Here is a 15,458-nt window from a genome sequence, read left to right as displayed (position 1 = left end):
TCGTGAATCCGGATACGCGTTATATCACCCCTGACGCGATCGCCAAGGTTCGGCGGGACATCAGGGACGACCTCCTGCCGGTTTTCGACCAGGTCCGCCAGATCCTCGAGGAGAACAGGGCAGTGGGCTTCCCCGGATGGGGACCGCTGGGCGAGTGGACGGTCGGGGAGCTCTACCGGTCGCTGATCGAGTCGTTCCTCCGCGACACCCAGACCGCCCTCGGCGTGGTGCGGAAGTGGGAGGGCGAGGACCTGACCCACGCGGAGGGCAACTGGCGCACCGCCGAGGACCTGATCGTCCAGCGGGTGAAGAAGCCATGAGGCCCAGAGTGGCCGGGCGCGCCAGGGACGGCTCGCCCCTTCGCCTGTCGAAGAACCCGCCCGACCCCGAGGCCGTGCAGGGCATCCTGCGCAAGGCGGCCAGGATGGAGCCGTCGGTCGTCGTCGGCATGCTCGCCACCGTGCCCGCGGTCGCGAACGTGCCCGGTATCTGGGAGGCCGCCGCCAACCTCCAGGCGGGCGCGGGCGGCCGGCTCGACAAGGGCGCGAACAACACGCTGACCATGGTGATCAACAACTCGGGGCAGAGCTGGATCGCCGACGACCAGAAGGCGTTCGCGAGCGCGGCCACCCGGCTGCGGTCCGAGCTCGACGCCTTCCGCACCAACGTGCAGTGGGTGGCGGGGCACGTGGACAGCATCGGCGACGGGTTCATGGTCTACTGGGGGGCCGCGGCCAAGATCGCGCAGGAGACGTACCTGCGGCTGGCCGCGCTGCAGGCGCTCTCGCTGGCGCCGCAGACCAGGCTGGCCGCCCGGGTCGCCATGCGCAGGACGGGGGTCCAGGCGAGCGCGTCGCTGGCCGCCTCGACCAGCACGCTCAAGCGCTTCCTCGGCTCGCTCGGGCTCAAGGACGTGCTGGGCGGCGTCGCGGCGGGCGTCGGCGGCACGGCGGCGGTGCAGCTGGCCTTCATGCGCCCGACCGGAAGCGCGGCGATCGACTTCAACACGGGGGCCATCGACACCGCCAAGGCGGGCACGTTCACCGAGCCTCCGCAGGGGCAGCCGCTCCCGCCCGTCACGCAGTCCTTCCAGTGGACGGTCAAGGCGCCGGGCGGCACCATGAGCCTCGAGGACGTGGTCAAGAACCGCACCTAGCTCACCAGGCCGCGGATGGTCTCGTACACGTCCATCACGGCCAGCGCCAGCGGGATCAGGGCGATCATCAGCAGGATGTCGAAGATGTCGCCCACGCGGCCCCAGAAGGGGGACGGCCGCGCGGACGTGAGCCACAGCGCCGTCCCCACCACGCCCAGGGCGAGCACGACCAGCCCGGGGACGATCCCGTAGAGCACCACGCCGTCCGCCGCCGTGACCACCGCCGCCGCGGCGGGCAGTGCCACCCCCAGCAGGGCCGCGGTCAGCAGCCAGGCCCGCTGGCCGCGGCCCTCGAACACGCGGGCCCGCATGAGCAGCGACAGCGACAGCGCGGCGCTCATCGCGAGCGCGATCCACGTGCCCGCCACCATCAGCAGCGCCTGGGCGGCGAGCACGATCACCGCCACGCCGGCGACCAGCCCCGTGCAGAAGCGGTCGGCGAGCACGGTCTTGTCGATCACCAGCTCGCCGTCCAGGGCGCCGCTCTCGCGGCGCAGCTCCTCCGCCGTGGTCGGCAGCGCGGGCAGCGGCATGCCCGCCAGCCGGAACGACACCGACGGGATCGCCGTGGTCAGCCCCACCGCGAGGGCCGCCAGCACCGCCGCCACCCCGGCCGCGGGCAGGTCGAAGGCCATGACCAGCCCGGACGCCAGCAGCCCGGACAGCGCGGCGGCGGCCACGCCGAGGAACGTCGGCAGCCCCTGGGCCACCGCGAACCCGGTCGCCGTGGCCAGCATCAGCACCACCCCGCAGGCGGACAGCAGGGTGTCCGGCTGGACGACGGCCGCCGACGCCGGTCCGGTCAGGCCCGCGACGAACCCGTACGGCAGGGCCGCGTACCCGATCACCGCGCCCGCCCGCGCGTCGCCGAGGGCCCGCGACAGCGCCACGGCCACCAGCAGCAGGACGAGCGCGACGGCGCCCGCGACCAGAGCCGTGGGCAGCCAGGGCGGGCCGGTCAGCAGCAGCGCGGCGGCCCCCGCGCCCAGCAGGACGGCGGCGGCGCGCAGCCCGTAGGCCCTGGTCGTGGCCGGCTGCCAGCGGCCGGTGCGCTCCAGCACGCCGGCCGCGACCGCGTCTGCGACGTCGTCGAAGGCGATCTCCGGCAGCTCGTGGCCGCGCGGCCGCAGGTGCAGCATCTCGCCGTCGTGCACGGCGAGCTCCGACAGGGTGGCGTTCACGTCGAACGGCGGGTCGCCCAGGCGCTGGAGCACCCAGCCGCCGTGGGCCAGGCCCGCCTCCGCGAGCCCTTCGCCGGCGACGCGCAGCAGGGTGGGCAGCATGTTGCCGAGCGGGACATCCGGCGGCAGGCCCAGGTCCAGGAATCCACGCGGGGTCACGACGGTGACCCGGCACAGGTCGGTTCCGGTGGCGCTCACCCGGACGAGTGTATGGACCGGACACCGAACGCGACGGGTGTAATACGTACAGGAATTTTGAAATATCGCCTGTTTCACTACGTCAGCGGCTTGTATGGCCTCGTGAGCGGCAGCCTGATCGTGGTCCGCAGGCCCGAGCGGCGCCGGCCACCCGAGCCCCCCGGCGGCGAGATCCTGCTGGAGTCTCCGCCGGAGATCCCCGAGACGGTGACGGGCGGCGGGCTGACGCAGCTCCTGACGTACCTGCCGATGCTGGCGGGCGCGGGCGCGATGGCGCTGATGTTCACCGGCGGCTCCACGAACAACCCGATCATGCTGGTCTCCAGCGGCCTGTTCGCAGTCTCGATGATCGGCATGACCGTGGGCCAGATGATGCGCGGCGCGGGCGAGCGCAAGAGCCAGCTCAACGGCCAGCGCCGCGACTACTACCGCTACCTGGAGCAGGTCAGGAAGCGGGTGCGGGCCGCCGCCGCGCAGCAGCACAAGGCCATGACCTGGAACCATCCCGACCCGGCCGCCCTGTGGTCGTTGGTGATGACCACCCGGCTGTGGGAGCGGCGGCCCCGCGACGACGACTTCGCCCAGGTCAGGATCGCCACCTCGGCGCAGCGGCTGGCGCTGCCGATGATCCCGCCGGAGACCAGGCCGATCGAGGACCTCGACCCGGTGACGGCGGGCGCGCTGCGGCGGTTCGTCCGCACGCACGCCACCGTTCCCGGGCTGCCGGTGGCGCTGGCGCTGCACTCGTTCGCCAGGATCGTGATCACGGGTGACCCGGCGGCGGCGCGCGGGCTCGTACGGGCCCTGCTGGCCCAGGCGGCGGCGCTGCACGCGCCGGAGGACCTGCGGATCTCGGTGTGCGCGGGCGCCGAACGGGCGCGCGAGTGGGAGCCGGTCAAGTGGCTGCCGCACGCCCTGCACCCCACGGAGGAGGACGGGGCGGGGCCCGTGCGGCTGGTCGCGGGGGACCTGGGCGAGCTGGACGACCTGCTGGGGTTCGAGCTGAAGGACCGGCCGCGCTTCAGCAAGGGGCTCTCGGCGGACGCGCTGCCGTACCACGTGATCGTCGTGGACGGCGGCACGGTGCCCGCGGGCAGCCAGCTCGGCCTGGACGTCATCGAGGGCGTGACCGTGATCGACGTCGGCGGCGCCACCGCGCAGGTGCCCGCGCAGCTCACGCTGCGGCTGGAGGTCGGCGCGGACGAGGTGGTCAGGGTCGCCGAGGACGAGCTCGGCAAGGAGGTCAGGTCGGTGCTGGGGCGGCCGGACCGGCTGGACCCGCCCGCGTTCGCCGCCCTGGTCAGGCAGCTCGCGCCGATGCGGACCGGCTCGGGAGCCGGCGCGGAGGAGGTGCGGGACGTGTTCGCCACGAACACGACGCTCACCGACCTGCTCAGGATCGGCGACGCGCGGCGGCTGGCGCCCGCCCAGACGTGGCAGCCCCGCCCGGTCAGGAACCGGCTGCGGGTGCCGCTCGGCCTGGGCGCCGACGGGCGGCCCGTCGAGCTGGACATCAAGGAGGCCGCCCAGGGCGGCATGGGCCCGCACGGCCTCGTGGTCGGCGCGACCGGCTCCGGCAAGTCGGAGCTGCTGCGCACGCTCGTGCTCGCGCTGGCGATCACGCACTCCTCCGAGACCCTGAACTTCGTGCTCGTCGACTTCAAGGGCGGCGCCACCTTCCTCGGGCTCGACACGTTGCCGCACGTCTCGGCGGTCATCACGAACCTGGAGGACGAGCTGCCGCTGGTGGACCGCATGCACGACGCGCTCCACGGCGAGCTGGTGCGCCGCCAGGAGCTGCTGCGGGCCTCCGGCAACCACGCCTCGCTGCGCGACTACGAGCAGGCCCGCGAGCAGGGGGCGAAGCTGCGCCCGCTGCCGACGCTGTTCATCGTGCTGGACGAGTTCAGCGAGCTGCTGTCGGCCAAGCCGGAGTTCATCGAGCTGTTCGTGATGATCGGGCGGCTCGGCCGGTCGCTGGGCGTGCACCTGCTGCTGGCCTCGCAGCGGCTGGAGTCGGGACGGCTGCGCGGGCTTGACACGCACCTTTCGTACCGGATCGGCCTGCGGACGTTCTCGGCGGCCGAGAGCCGGGCTGTGCTGGGGGTGGCGGACGCGTACTCGCTGCCGCCCGAGCCGGGCAACGCGTACCTGATGTTCGAGACCACGGGCATGACGCGGTTCAAGGCGGCGTACGTGTCGGGGCCGTACCAGGTGGCCACGGCGCAGGGGCCGGCGGTGACGGCGCGCGCCGGGCACCGCGGGAAGATCGTCTGGTACGGGCCGGAACGCGTGCCGATGCCGCCCGTGGAGCAGTTGCCGCCTGTGGTGGAGGAGAACAAGGGGCGGAAGGACAGCCTGCTGGAGATCGTGGTGGGGCGGCTGGCCGGGCAGGGGCCCGCGGCGCACCCGATCTGGCTGCCGCCGCTCAAGGAGCCCGCCTCGCTCGACCGGCTGCTGCCGTCCGTCGAGGCCACGCCGGAGCACGGGCTGACGGCCGCGGGCACCGGCCAGGACCGGCCGGGGCGGCTGCACGCCGTGGCGGGGATCGTGGACAGCCCGTTCGACCAGCGGCGGGACCCGTACTGGCTGGATCTGTCGGGAGCGGCGGGCCACGTCGCGATCGTCGGCGCGCCGCAGACCGGCAAGAGCACGCTGCTGCGCACGCTGATCGCCTCGCTCGCGCTCACGCACACCCCCAAGGAGGCGCAGTTCTACTGCCTGGACTTCGGCGGCGGCACGCTGTCGTCGCTGGCCGGGCTGCCGCACGTCGGCGGGGTGGCCAACCGGCTGGACGCCGACGCCGTGCGCAGGACGGTCGCCGAGGTCAAGACGCTGCTCGACCGGCGCGAGCGGCTGTTCGTCGAGCGCGGGATCGACTCCATGGCCACCTACCGGCGGATGGTCGCCTCGGGTGCCTACGAAGGCGACGGCTGGGGCGACGTGTTCATCGTGGTGGACGGCTGGGCGATCCTGCGCCAGGAGTACGAGCTGCTCGAACCCGACCTCGGCGACCTGGTCACCCGGGGCCTGGGGTTCGGCATCCACGTGATCGGCACCGCGAACCGGTGGATGGAGTTCAGGGCCGGGGTGCGCGACCTGCTCGGCACCCGGCTGGAGCTGCGGCTCGGCGACTCCTTCGACTCGGAGATCGACCGCAAGGCGGCCTCGAACGTGCCCGAGCGGGCCCCCGGGCGCGGGCTCACCCGCGAGTCCCTGCACTTCCTGGCCGCGCTGCCGCGCATCGACGGCCGCTCCACCGTGGACGACCTCGCGGACGGGGTCGCCGCCCTGGTCGAGGCCGCGGCGGCGGCCTGGCGCGGGCATCCGGCGCCGCCCGTGCGGCTGCTGCCCGCCCTGCTCCCCGCGCACACCCTGCCCGCTCCCCCGGAGACCAGCACTGGCACCGGCACCCGGATCCCGATCGGGATCGACGAGGCCGCGCTGGCGCCCGTACTGCTGGACTTCGAGGCCGACCCGCACTTCGTGGTGTTCGGCGACACCGAGAGCGGCAAGACCAACCTGCTGCGGGTGATCGCCCAGGGCATCGCGAGCGGGAAGACGCCGCTGGAGGCGCGCTTCCTCGTCATCGACTACCGGCGCTCGCTGCTGGACGCGACCGACACCGAGCACCGGATCGGGTACGCGGCCTCCAGCGCCGCCGCCGCGGAGCTGCTCAAGGGCGTCCACGAGGTGATGCAGACGCGGCTGCCGCCGCCGGACCTCACCTCGGAGCAGCTGCGGACGCGGAGCTGGTGGACCGGCCAGGACCTGTACGTCATCGTGGACGACTACGACCTCGTGGCGACCTCGGCCAACCCGCTGGCCGTGCTCGGCGAGCTGCTGCCGCAGGCCCGCGACATCGGGCTGCACCTGGTCCTGGCGCGCGCCATGGGCGGGGCCGGGCGGAGCATGCTGGACCCGATCGTGCGGCGGCTGAAGGAGATGAACTCGCCCGCCGTGATGCTGTCGGGCCCCCGGGACGAGGGCCAGCTGTTCGGGAACGTGCGCCCCCGGCAGCTCCCGCCGGGGCGCGGGCTCTACGTGGACCGGCGGTCGGGCGAGAAGCTCGTCCAGACCGCCTACCTGGACCCGGGTTCCTAGCTAGCGGTCGAGGTCGCGCTCGATGCGGCCCAGCTCGGCCACCGCCTGGTCCATGGCCTGCTCGTACGCCTCCCGCGCGTCCCGCATGCGCAGGTCGGCCGGGTTGTCCTCGGCGGCCAGGTCCAGCGGGCCGTCCCCCAGGACGTCCCCGAGGAGCTCGGTGGACTTGGCCTGCATGTCGGACAGGGCGTCGGCGATCAGCACCAGGATCGTCTCGGCGAGGCGCTGCGAGCCCCAGCGCATGGCCCTCGGGTCGATGTCCAGCCCGGTGACCCCCTGCGCCGAGCACTCGACCCGTACCAGTTTGTCTGGGTCCTGCGCGGCCCCCTTGACCGTGAGGACCTGCTCGTACAGGTCGTCCAGCCCGCCCGCGGGCCGCTGGGCCTCGGCGATCAGCCGGTCCAGGGCACTCTCGTCGAACGTCGTCACGGCTTGACCTCCGGAGTCGTTTCAAGTCTTGTGCCGCTGAACTGGTCGGCGACCGCCGACTGCCCCATCGCCCCGGCCGTGAGGGCCGCGGCGCCGCCCAGGACCACCTGTTTGCGGGGCGACATCTGCACCAGCTTCTGCGCCACCTTGCCCAGCACGCCCTTGCCGCCCTCCGCGAAGGCCCGCGCCCTGGCCGCCATCGCCCCGGCCTGATGGTCCGCCCGGCGGCCGAACCCGGTGGCGGCCACCTCCGCGGCGACCCTGGTGAACGGATTCATCTGGGCGACCTTGTGCATCACCCCGGCCGTGAGGATGCTCGCGCCGGTGAGGAAGACGGCCTTGCCGAGGACGTCGTACACGTCGGCCGTGAGGCGCAGGGTGTCGGCCGACGCCTTGGGCGAGGCGGACTTGTCCGCGGCGTCGTCGGAGTACTCCTGCACGGTGCCCTTGTAGAGCTCGGCGCTGGGGGCGGTCCACTCGACGTTCTTGACGGAGCCGTCCACGACCTGCGGGTGCGCCCGCAGGTAGCCGGTCAGCTCGTCCCACCCCTCGGCCGCCGCCCGCTGCTGGGCGGTGTCGCCGTACATGAGGGGCAGGACCAGGGTGGCGTACCGGGCGCGGTTCCAGCCGAGGAGCACGGAGCCGGTCGCGGCCATCGCCGAGCCCTCGATGACGGACCACGGTTGTTCGAGCATGTTCACGTCCTGGTGATGTTCGCGGCCGCCTGACCAGCGGTGCCGTCGCCGTCCACATAGGTGTTGGCCGTGCTGTACGCCTTGTCGTGGATGCCGGCCACCTCGGCCCGCTTGGCCCGCAGATAATCTTGCGCGGCCTTCCTGACGTCGTCGAACGCCTGCCCCAGCGAGAAGCCGAGCACGCCGAACGCGCCGTAGGCGCCGGCGGAGAGATCGACGTAGCCGATGGCCGAGTACATCCGCTCCAGGTCCCGCATGGGAGCGGCGGCCATGTTGCGGCCCATCTGCCGGATGGATTCGACCTGCGCCGCCACGGATTCGTCGGACATGGCTCACCCCACCACCGGCGGGCCGTGGACGACCTCGGGGCGGAAGAAGTCGTCGTCGCTCTTCGCCGCGATCGGCCTGCGGGTGTTCTGCCCGCCGTCCGCGGCGGCGCCCATGGGCAGGAACGGCACGCCGCCGGACGCCGTCGCACCTGGCTCGGCCCCTGCCACGGGCGATCTGGCCGGGGGCCATGAGCCGTCCACGACCGGGACGCTGCCCGGCCGCACGGACGGCCCGGCCGGCTCCTGGGCGGCGCTGGTGCGCGGGTCGGCGGGGCGGCTCTGATAGGGGTCCGCCGGGTGGCCCGGGTCGGTGGCCGCCGGGCGGTTCGTGCCCAGGTCGCCCGGCGGCCTCGCGGTCCTGGCAGGGGTCGTCCCCGTGGTGCGGGGGTCGCGCCCGGCCGGGGCGGGGGCCGTGCCGGGGGACGGCGGCGGCCCGGCGGGCGGCGTGTTCCCGGCCGGGCCGGGCCGCCCGGCTCCCATGACGGGCCCGCCGGCGGGCGGCACGCCCGGCGAGCTCGCCAGGGAGGCGGGCGGTGACGTCCCCGCGGGCGCACCCGGCACCGCAGCTTGGCCGGGTAGCGGGCCCGCGGGAGTCGATGGGTGGCCGGGCGTGCCGGCCAGATCGGTGCGGGACCGCACCGGGATCGTGCTCTCGTACGGCAGGTCGCCCCCCTGCGCCGGCCCCGGGACGGGGTCGACCGGCGGCGGCAGGTAGGGGGCCGGCGAGGCCAGTTCCGCGTCCCACGCCAGCCGGTCCGGCATGGCCGTGTACGCCCGCTGGTAGGCGCCGTTGAGCTGCTGCATGAAGGCCCGCGCGTCCGCGTCCGGATCGTTGAGCGGCTGCATCGACCCCGCCCCCATGCCGCTCGCCTCCACCCAGTACTCCTGCTGCTCCGTGGCCTTGTCGAAGCGTTCCTTCGCCGAGGTCAGCTCGCCGCTCATCGTCTCCAGCCCGGGAGGCAGGCCGTCCACGCCGTTCCGCAGCGACTGCAGGTAGGTCTGGAGCCGGTTCATGCGCGTGAGCATGGCCCTGGCGGACTCCCCGCCCCAGTTCCCGTCTGCCACCAGACGCGCCGCGCTGTCACCCAGCGCCGCGATCGTGTCGGTGAGCAGCTGGGACGTCTTCTTGTACGCGTCCACGACCGGCGCGAACTCCTCCGGCCTGGTCCCCATGACCAGCCGCCGGATCTCCTCGCGCCCGCCGTACGCGTTGACGTTCCCGCCCTGCAGGCAGCCGTCCTTGATCGGTCGTGGTTCCGGCAACGCATCCCCTCGAATCACGTACGCGGCACCGCGCCGGCGGCCCGCTGGTCGGCGTCCCGCACGGTGTTCGCGGTGGCGGCCAGGTCGTCGACGATCCGCTGGACCTGCTCCATGACGAACTGCAGCGAATCGCCCGTCGCCACCCGGGCCCTGCGCGCGGTCTCGCCGTACCCCTGGGCGATGTCCCAGCTCCCCGGCGCGGCCGGCGACAGGTCGGGCACCTGGTACGCGGCCGTCCGCAACCGGGGCAGCAGGCCGTCGCCGAGCTTGCCGGCCACGTCGAGGAGGGCCTCCGGCCTGCACCTGGCCGTGTCGCCCGCGGTGGCCGGGTCGATGAGCGGCTGATCCACCGGCCTCAGGTGCCCCAGCGGCGGATGTTGACCGCCTCCGCGTCGCGCATGATCTCCGTCGCGTCGTGCAGGGCGGGGCCGAAGCGCTGCATGGTGTCACCCATGGCCACGACCGCGTTGTTCCACTGCTCCTTGGCGGTCCGGTAGACCTCCTTGGCGGAGCCGTCCCAGGTTTCCAGGACCTTGAGGTCGTCTTCGAGGTCGGCCAGTTCGCCGACCAGATTCGCGTAGGCCCGGCCGAGCTCCGACGCGATCTCGTCCATCTCGTCGAAATTGGCGAGAATAATGTCTCCGCCACCCGTCATGGTGATTCTCCGTTCCTCAGAGCTGGCCGCCGCCGAGCGCGGCCTTGAGCTTCGTGGCGACCTCGCTGGCCTGAGTGTTCGCCTCGGTGTAGGTGATGCCCGAGCTCTTGAGGTTCTCGGCGATCGCGTGCAGCGCGTCGATGACCTTCTTGAACTGCGGGTTCCACTCGTCGAGGACCTGGCGGTAGACGTTCGCGGACTCGCCTTGCCAGGCGGCGCCCAGCGTCGTGGGAATCTGGGTGAGCCTGTTGTGAATCTGCGTGATGTTCTGATGGGCGATGAGCGCGCGTTCGGCCGCGCTATGTTGGCTGCCCTCTTGATAACGTGTCGGCTCTGCCACGTGCACCTCTCGGATCTCGTGAACCCGAATTTTCGACCGGGTTTCCGTACTGCGAATCAAATTAAATGTGTCAAAGCGGGCAGGGCTACGATTTCAATTTTCCTGTAAATGTTGTGGCCCCGCCGGCCCGCCAGCCCCTGCGACGGGCCCTGGGCAGCGTCAACGCCAGGAACACCACCAGCGCGGTGGCCCCCACCGCGCCCGCCGTGATCGCCACCGCGACGCCGCGCGTGCGCGGGTCCGGCACCGGGGCCCTGGCCAGCACGATCGGCGGCGCGGCGGGCGCGCTCTCCTCGGTGGCGGGCAGCACCGAGGTGACCGCGAGCAGCGGGTTGACCAGCCCGGCCCCGGTCCCGGCCGCGCCGCCGCCCTCCGCCGTGCGCTCCAGCCGGCGCTTGACCTGCCAGTGGTCGAGCTCGGGGTGCCGGGCCCTGACCAGGGCGGCGACGCCCGCCACGAAGGGGGCGGCGAAGCTGGTGCCGTCCAGCTCCGTACGGTAGCCGCCGCCGGTCCAGGCGCTCGTGATCCCGGCTCCGGGGGCGGTCACCGAGATGCGGGTCACGCTGTTGGAGAACTCCGACTTGCCGCCGTCCGGCGAGGCCGAGCCGACCGCGATCACCCCGGGGTACTCGGCCGGGTACGCGGGCGTGACCGCGCCGTCGTCCTGGCGCACGTTGCCCGCGGCGGCCACGATCACCGCGTCCTTGGCCTGCGCGTACGCCACCGCGGCCTTCAGCGCGGGATGGTCGTGGGCCTGCACGGACACGTTGATCACGTCCGCGTTCAGGTCCGCGGCGCGCCTGATGCCCTGGGCCAGCCTGGACACGTCGCCCGAGCTCCCCTCGGTCTGCTTGATCGACAGGATCCGCGCGGCCGGCGCGACCCCCATGACGGGCACGCCGCGCGAGGTGAGGTCGCGGCCCGCGATGATCCCGGCCACTGCCGTGCCGTGCCCGACGCAGTCGCGCAGGTCCGTGCCCGTGAGGTCGACCTGGGCGGTGACGGCGCCCGCGAGCTGGGGGTGGGCGGCGTCCACGCCGCTGTCCACGACGGCGACGGTCACCCCCTCGCCCCTGGTGAAGCGCCAGGCCCGCTCGAACCTCAGCCGCTCCTGCGGCCACGGCTTGCCGGTGACCTCCGCCACCCCGGGCTCGGGCTCGCACGAGACCACGCGCGTGGGCCCAGGAGTCGGCCCAGTGGTCGGCGCGGTGGTCGGCGCAGCGGTCGGCCCGGTCGTCGCCCCCGGAGTCGGCGCTGTGGTCGGTGCGGAAGTCGGCCCCGGAGTCGGCGCAGCACTCGACCCAGCGGTCGGCGCTGGGGTCGGGGTGAGCGTCAGCACCAGGCCGATGGCCGCGGCGCCGAACCAGGAGAAGGGCACGGTACGGCAGTCTGCCGACATTTCCGGTATCTAGCTGGTCTCTTAGAAATATCTTGAAATGAAGCGCCGCCGGGTGGAGCGCGGGATAGGCAAGTGTCGGTATGTCCTTCGACCGCGGAGAGGAAGCATGTCGACACCTGCGCCCGAGGGAGGCGACGCGCACGGCAACCCCAGGCCGGGACTCGGCCTGTCGGTGTACCAGCGGCCGCAGATCAACCAGACGTACGAGGGCGGTTTCAGCGGCACCGAGTACGACTTCGATCCGGACAACATCGAGGAGTCGTACGCCGACCACATCCACTTCCACCGCAACGGCGACTATCCGCCCGAGACGCCCAGGACGCCGACGGACGCCGACCGCGAGGCCCTGCTGGCCCGCAACCCGGTGGACCCGGGGACGGCGAAGAAGGAGATGTTCATCAAGGTCGGCGAGTACGAGGACCCGGCCACCGGCAAGCCGCTCCCGTCGTCGCCCGTGGAGCAGCTCCGCCAGGACCTCAAGCGCCTGCAGGGGGAGTTGGGCGGCCAGAGTCTCAAGGTCCGGCTCACGCTCGCCGGGCTGACGGATCGCGACCTCGGCAACTGGCAGGCCGCCGCCGACATGAAGGCGACCACCGACAAGGCGCACAGCACGCTGGACGCCGCCATCAACCGGGTCTACTCGGTGTACGCGGCAGTGGTGCAGGCGCTCGACGACACCGTCAAGACCGCCAAGAGCGCCGACCAGTCCATCGCGGGCGGGCTGCGCACGCGTACCTGACGGGGGACGGAATGACCGACTACTGGACAGATGCGCTCAAGGACACCCGGGCGCCGCAGATCGACGACATCGGGCCCACCGCCAACGGCGACTCGGACAGCAGCGACGGCGTCGCCGCCCTGATCCAGGGCACCAACCCGGGCCGCGTCGCCGACGCGGGCAGGCGGTACAAGGAGATCGCCGAGATGTGCGCCGATTCCGTGGAGCTGCTGCACAACCAGGCCGGGCGCATCGCGGAGACGCTGGGCGGCGAGTCCCTGCAGAAGATCTTCGAGACCGTCGGCGAGCTGCAGCGCGACCTCGCGCGCATCAGCATCGCCGCCGACTCCGTCGGCGTGCCCCTGGAGTGGTACGGCGCCCAGGTGCTCCCCTGGTTCCAGAACAACGTGCCGCGGACGGGCAGCGTCGGCCTCGACGACGACATCGGCGACGCCTTCGGCAGCGATACCAACGGCCATGCGCTCGCCCGCCATCACCTGCGGCAGCTCAACAGGTTCATGGGGGACGTGTACGGGTCCATCGCGGGCTATGTGGAACAGCGTTCCTCGGCTCCGCAGGTGGGGATGACCGACCCGTCCCTCGGGACCGGACCGGCGCTGCCGGCCGGCCTGACCGGCAGCCCCTACGCGGGCTCCAACCTGGGCTCCCCGTACGCGACCTCCGGTCTCGGCCTGCCGAGCACCCCGTCCGGCCTCGACACCCCCGGCCTCCAGGACCCGTCCCCGCAGAACCCGTCGCTCCAGGACCCCTCGCTGAAGGATCCCTCGCTCAAGGATCCGTCGCTGCAGGACCCCTCGTTGAAGGACCCCTCGCTCCAGAGCCCGCAGACCCCGGACCTGAAGAGCCCCGAGCTGAACAACCCCAACCTGCCCCAGACGCCCACCACGACACTCGCGAGCCAGCCGCCCCAGACGGCCCTGCCGCAGACGAACCTGCCGCCCGCCGTGACCACCGGCCAGCCCACCAGCGGCGGCCCCGGCACCTTCCCGGGCAGCGCCCCGGCCACGCAGCTCAGCGGCTCGGGATCGCCCGCGGGCGGCGCGGGCCGGCTGGGCGCCGCCGGCATGCCGATGGGCATGATGCCGCCGATGATGGGCGGCGGCCAGAACGGGAACGAGCGGGACCGCGACAAGACCAGGCTCCCGATGGTGGAGGACGAGGCGTTCGAGACCGATGACATGGGCGGCCCGTCCGTGATCGCATGACGGTGACGACCGAGCGGGTCCGCGGCTACCGGCTGCTGGAGCGGGCCGGCCAGGACGGCCCGTGGACCGCGCATCTCGCGCAGAGCGCGACCACGGGTGCCGAGGTGCTGGTCAAGACCCTCACGTGCCACCGGGTGGACCGGCGGGCGCTGAAGCGGATCGTGCGCGGCTTCGGCTTCCCCGAGGCGCTGGCGGCCCACGACGGCGTGATCCCGGTGCTGGAGGTGGGGGCCACCGGCGACGGGCGGCCGTACCTGGTGACGCCGCTCCACGGCGGCATCACGCTCGCCGAGCGGCCGGGGCGGAGCCTGCCGATGCCGCCCGACCAGGCGGTGGGACTGCTGCGGGCGGTGGCGGGCACGCTCGCGGCGACGCACGCGGCAGGGGGCGCGCACGGCCGGGTCACGCCCGGGAACGTCATCATGGCCGGTCGCGGGGTGATGCTCACGGGGTTCGCCATGTCCGCGCTGATGTCGATCGTTGAGCTGCCCGACGGCACCCTCCCGTCGGTGCACGCGGCGCCGGAGGAGCTGGAAGGCCGCCCGCCGGTGCCGGCCTCCGACGTGTACTCGCTCGGGTCGATGGTGTACGAGCTGCTGGCGGGACGGCCCGCGTTCCCGCTGGACGGGGCGGGGGGCACGGCCAAGTTCGCGCTCGGGGTGCTGACGGAGGCGCCGCCGCCGCTCCCGCCCGCGGTGCCGGCGGACCTGGCCGAGACCCTGCTGAAGGCGATGGCCAAGGACCCGGACGCCCGCCCGACGGCCGCCGACCTGGCCGCCGTCGCCCCCATCACCGCCCCACCCCTGACGGCCCGCCTGCCCCTCGGAGACCCGAACCGCCTGCCCACGGGCGACGCGAGCCAGCCCGCAACCGCCCGCCTGCCCCTCGGGGACGCGGGCCAGCCCCTCACCTCGCGCCTCCCCTCCCCCACGCCGGAGGACTCGGGGCCGGCGGAGCGGTCGGGGCCGCGTGAGCTGGTCTGGACGGTGGATCCCGACCGTTCCCAGGTCAGGCCGCCCACCGGCCCCCAGCCCTTCTCCCAGCCTCAACCCGAGGTCTCCGCCCCCCACGCACCCGCCGCCGAGCCGGGCCGGAGCAGCCGGGTCCCGCTGCTGGTCACCACGGCCTCGGTGCTGGCCGTACTGGCGGGCGTGGGCAGCGTGGCACTGGCGATGAACGGCCGGCCAGGCGTCGACACCCCGCAGCCCGTAGGCGCGACCGCCGCCGCACCCGACACCGGCGTCACCGCGACCCCCGGCACGCCACCCCAGGCCGACCACCAGCCGACGGACCGGTCGACAGAGCAGCCGGCCGACCAGCGGACACCACCGGGCGAGACACCGCCGGGCAAGACCCCGCCGCAGCCGTCCGAGCAGCCCGCGCGCCGCCAGACCGTCGACCCCGCGGCGGTGGCCGCGTACCGCCCCAAGAGCCTCAAAGTGGTCTCCGACAACGGCACCACGGTGACGCTCGCATGGAAGGCGGTGCGCAAGAGCGGCTATCCCGTGGTGATCCAGCAGGCCCCGGGCGACCGACTGGTGTCGGCGGCGAGCGGCGGCAACACCTACACCCTGGGCGGCCTGGACCCGGTCACGGGCTACTGCTTCAAGGTCGGCGCCGTGGTCGCCCTGGGCCAGCCCTCGTCGGTGGCGTGGTCGTCGGCCCTGTGCATCCGCGGCGCCGCGGAGACGAGCCCGGGCGGCCAGGACGACCAGGTCCAGCCCCCGATCGTGCTCCCCCTGGCCACCCCGCCGCCCTCCTGAGC

15 protein-coding genes are annotated in these 15,458 nt (G+C 73.3%); 6 read left to right on the top strand and 9 right to left on the bottom strand.

The genetic code is table 11. The features are described 5' to 3' along the window. The first annotated feature begins 2 nt into the window (after positions 1-2). A complete protein-coding gene (locus ABZS69_RS55195; protein ID WP_355389361.1) occupies positions 3-320 on the top strand; it encodes a hypothetical protein in 318 nt (105 codons plus the stop codon). Beyond that, positions 317-1,156, top strand: a complete 840-nt coding sequence (locus ABZS69_RS55190; RefSeq protein ID WP_355389359.1) for a hypothetical protein — start codon at positions 317-319, stop codon at positions 1,154-1,156. Before ABZS69_RS55195 ends, ABZS69_RS55190 begins: the two co-directional genes overlap by 4 nt. Here ABZS69_RS55190 and eccD read toward each other — a convergent pair. Next, a complete protein-coding gene (eccD, locus tag ABZS69_RS55185) occupies positions 1,153-2,535 on the bottom strand; it encodes a type VII secretion integral membrane protein EccD (RefSeq protein WP_355389357.1) in 1,383 nt (460 codons plus the stop codon). The genes ABZS69_RS55190 and eccD overlap by 4 nt on opposite strands. Positions 2,536-2,637: 102 nt before the next feature. Between eccD and eccCa the strand changes: the two genes are divergently transcribed. Continuing rightward, the gene (eccCa, locus tag ABZS69_RS55180) at positions 2,638-6,639 is read left to right on the top strand and encodes a type VII secretion protein EccCa (RefSeq protein WP_355389355.1); all 4,002 of its coding nucleotides are present in this window, start codon (positions 2,638-2,640) and stop codon (positions 6,637-6,639) included. On the opposite strand, the gene ABZS69_RS55175 is transcribed toward eccCa, so the two are convergent. The 8 genes from ABZS69_RS55175 to mycP all read right to left on the bottom strand — a co-directional run bounded on the left by ABZS69_RS55175 (position 6,640) and on the right by mycP (position 11,521). Further along, a complete protein-coding gene (locus ABZS69_RS55175; protein ID WP_355389353.1) occupies positions 6,640-7,068 on the bottom strand; it encodes a hypothetical protein in 429 nt (142 codons plus the stop codon). Further along, complete coding sequence (locus ABZS69_RS55170; protein WP_355389351.1) at positions 7,065-7,763, bottom strand: hypothetical protein; 699 nt, start codon at positions 7,761-7,763, stop codon at positions 7,065-7,067. The genes ABZS69_RS55175 and ABZS69_RS55170 overlap by 4 nt, the downstream gene beginning before the upstream one ends. Positions 7,764-7,765: 2 nt before the next feature. Next, entirely contained in the window at positions 7,766-8,092 is a 327-nt protein-coding gene (locus ABZS69_RS55165) for a hypothetical protein (protein WP_355389349.1), read from the bottom strand. Positions 8,093-8,095: 3 nt separating this feature from the next. Further along, positions 8,096-9,355 (bottom strand): hypothetical protein, encoded by a 1,260-nt coding sequence (locus ABZS69_RS55160; protein WP_355389347.1) that lies wholly within the window; start codon positions 9,353-9,355, stop codon positions 8,096-8,098. 14 nt (positions 9,356-9,369) lie between these two features. Then, positions 9,370-9,705 carry a hypothetical protein gene (locus ABZS69_RS55155; protein ID WP_355389345.1) on the bottom strand — a complete coding sequence of 112 codons (336 nt, stop codon included), beginning with the start codon at positions 9,703-9,705 and terminating at the stop codon, positions 9,370-9,372. Between the two features lie 5 nt (positions 9,706-9,710). Continuing rightward, on the bottom strand, positions 9,711-10,010 hold the full coding sequence (locus ABZS69_RS55150; protein ID WP_355389343.1) for a WXG100 family type VII secretion target: 300 nt from the start codon (positions 10,008-10,010) through the stop codon (positions 9,711-9,713). A gap of 16 nt (positions 10,011-10,026) precedes the next feature. Continuing rightward, entirely contained in the window at positions 10,027-10,350 is a 324-nt protein-coding gene (locus ABZS69_RS55145; protein WP_355389341.1) for a WXG100 family type VII secretion target, read from the bottom strand. Positions 10,351-10,435: 85 nt separating this feature from the next. Continuing rightward, positions 10,436-11,521: a type VII secretion-associated serine protease mycosin gene (mycP, locus tag ABZS69_RS55140; protein ID WP_355389339.1), complete on the bottom strand. Its 1,086-nt coding sequence runs from the start codon at positions 11,519-11,521 to the stop codon at positions 10,436-10,438. Positions 11,522-11,855: 334 nt separating this feature from the next. Between mycP and ABZS69_RS55135 the strand changes: the two genes are divergently transcribed. The 3 genes from ABZS69_RS55135 to ABZS69_RS55125 are packed head-to-tail and all read left to right on the top strand — an operon-like array spanning position 11,856 to position 15,456. Next, complete coding sequence (locus ABZS69_RS55135; RefSeq protein ID WP_355389337.1) at positions 11,856-12,488, top strand: hypothetical protein; 633 nt, start codon at positions 11,856-11,858, stop codon at positions 12,486-12,488. A gap of 11 nt (positions 12,489-12,499) precedes the next feature. Continuing rightward, entirely contained in the window at positions 12,500-13,693 is a 1,194-nt protein-coding gene (locus tag ABZS69_RS55130) for a hypothetical protein (RefSeq protein ID WP_355389335.1), read from the top strand. Further along, the gene (locus ABZS69_RS55125) at positions 13,690-15,456 is read left to right on the top strand and encodes a protein kinase (protein ID WP_355389333.1); all 1,767 of its coding nucleotides are present in this window, start codon (positions 13,690-13,692) and stop codon (positions 15,454-15,456) included. The genes ABZS69_RS55130 and ABZS69_RS55125 overlap by 4 nt, the downstream gene beginning before the upstream one ends. The last annotated feature ends 2 nt before the right edge of the window (positions 15,457-15,458 follow it).

It is taken from the genome of Nonomuraea sp. NPDC005650, assembly GCF_040605375.1.
In the GTDB taxonomy this organism is placed as follows: domain Bacteria; phylum Actinomycetota; class Actinomycetes; order Streptosporangiales; family Streptosporangiaceae; genus Nonomuraea.
This window is presented reverse-complemented; position numbering and strand designations above follow the sequence as displayed.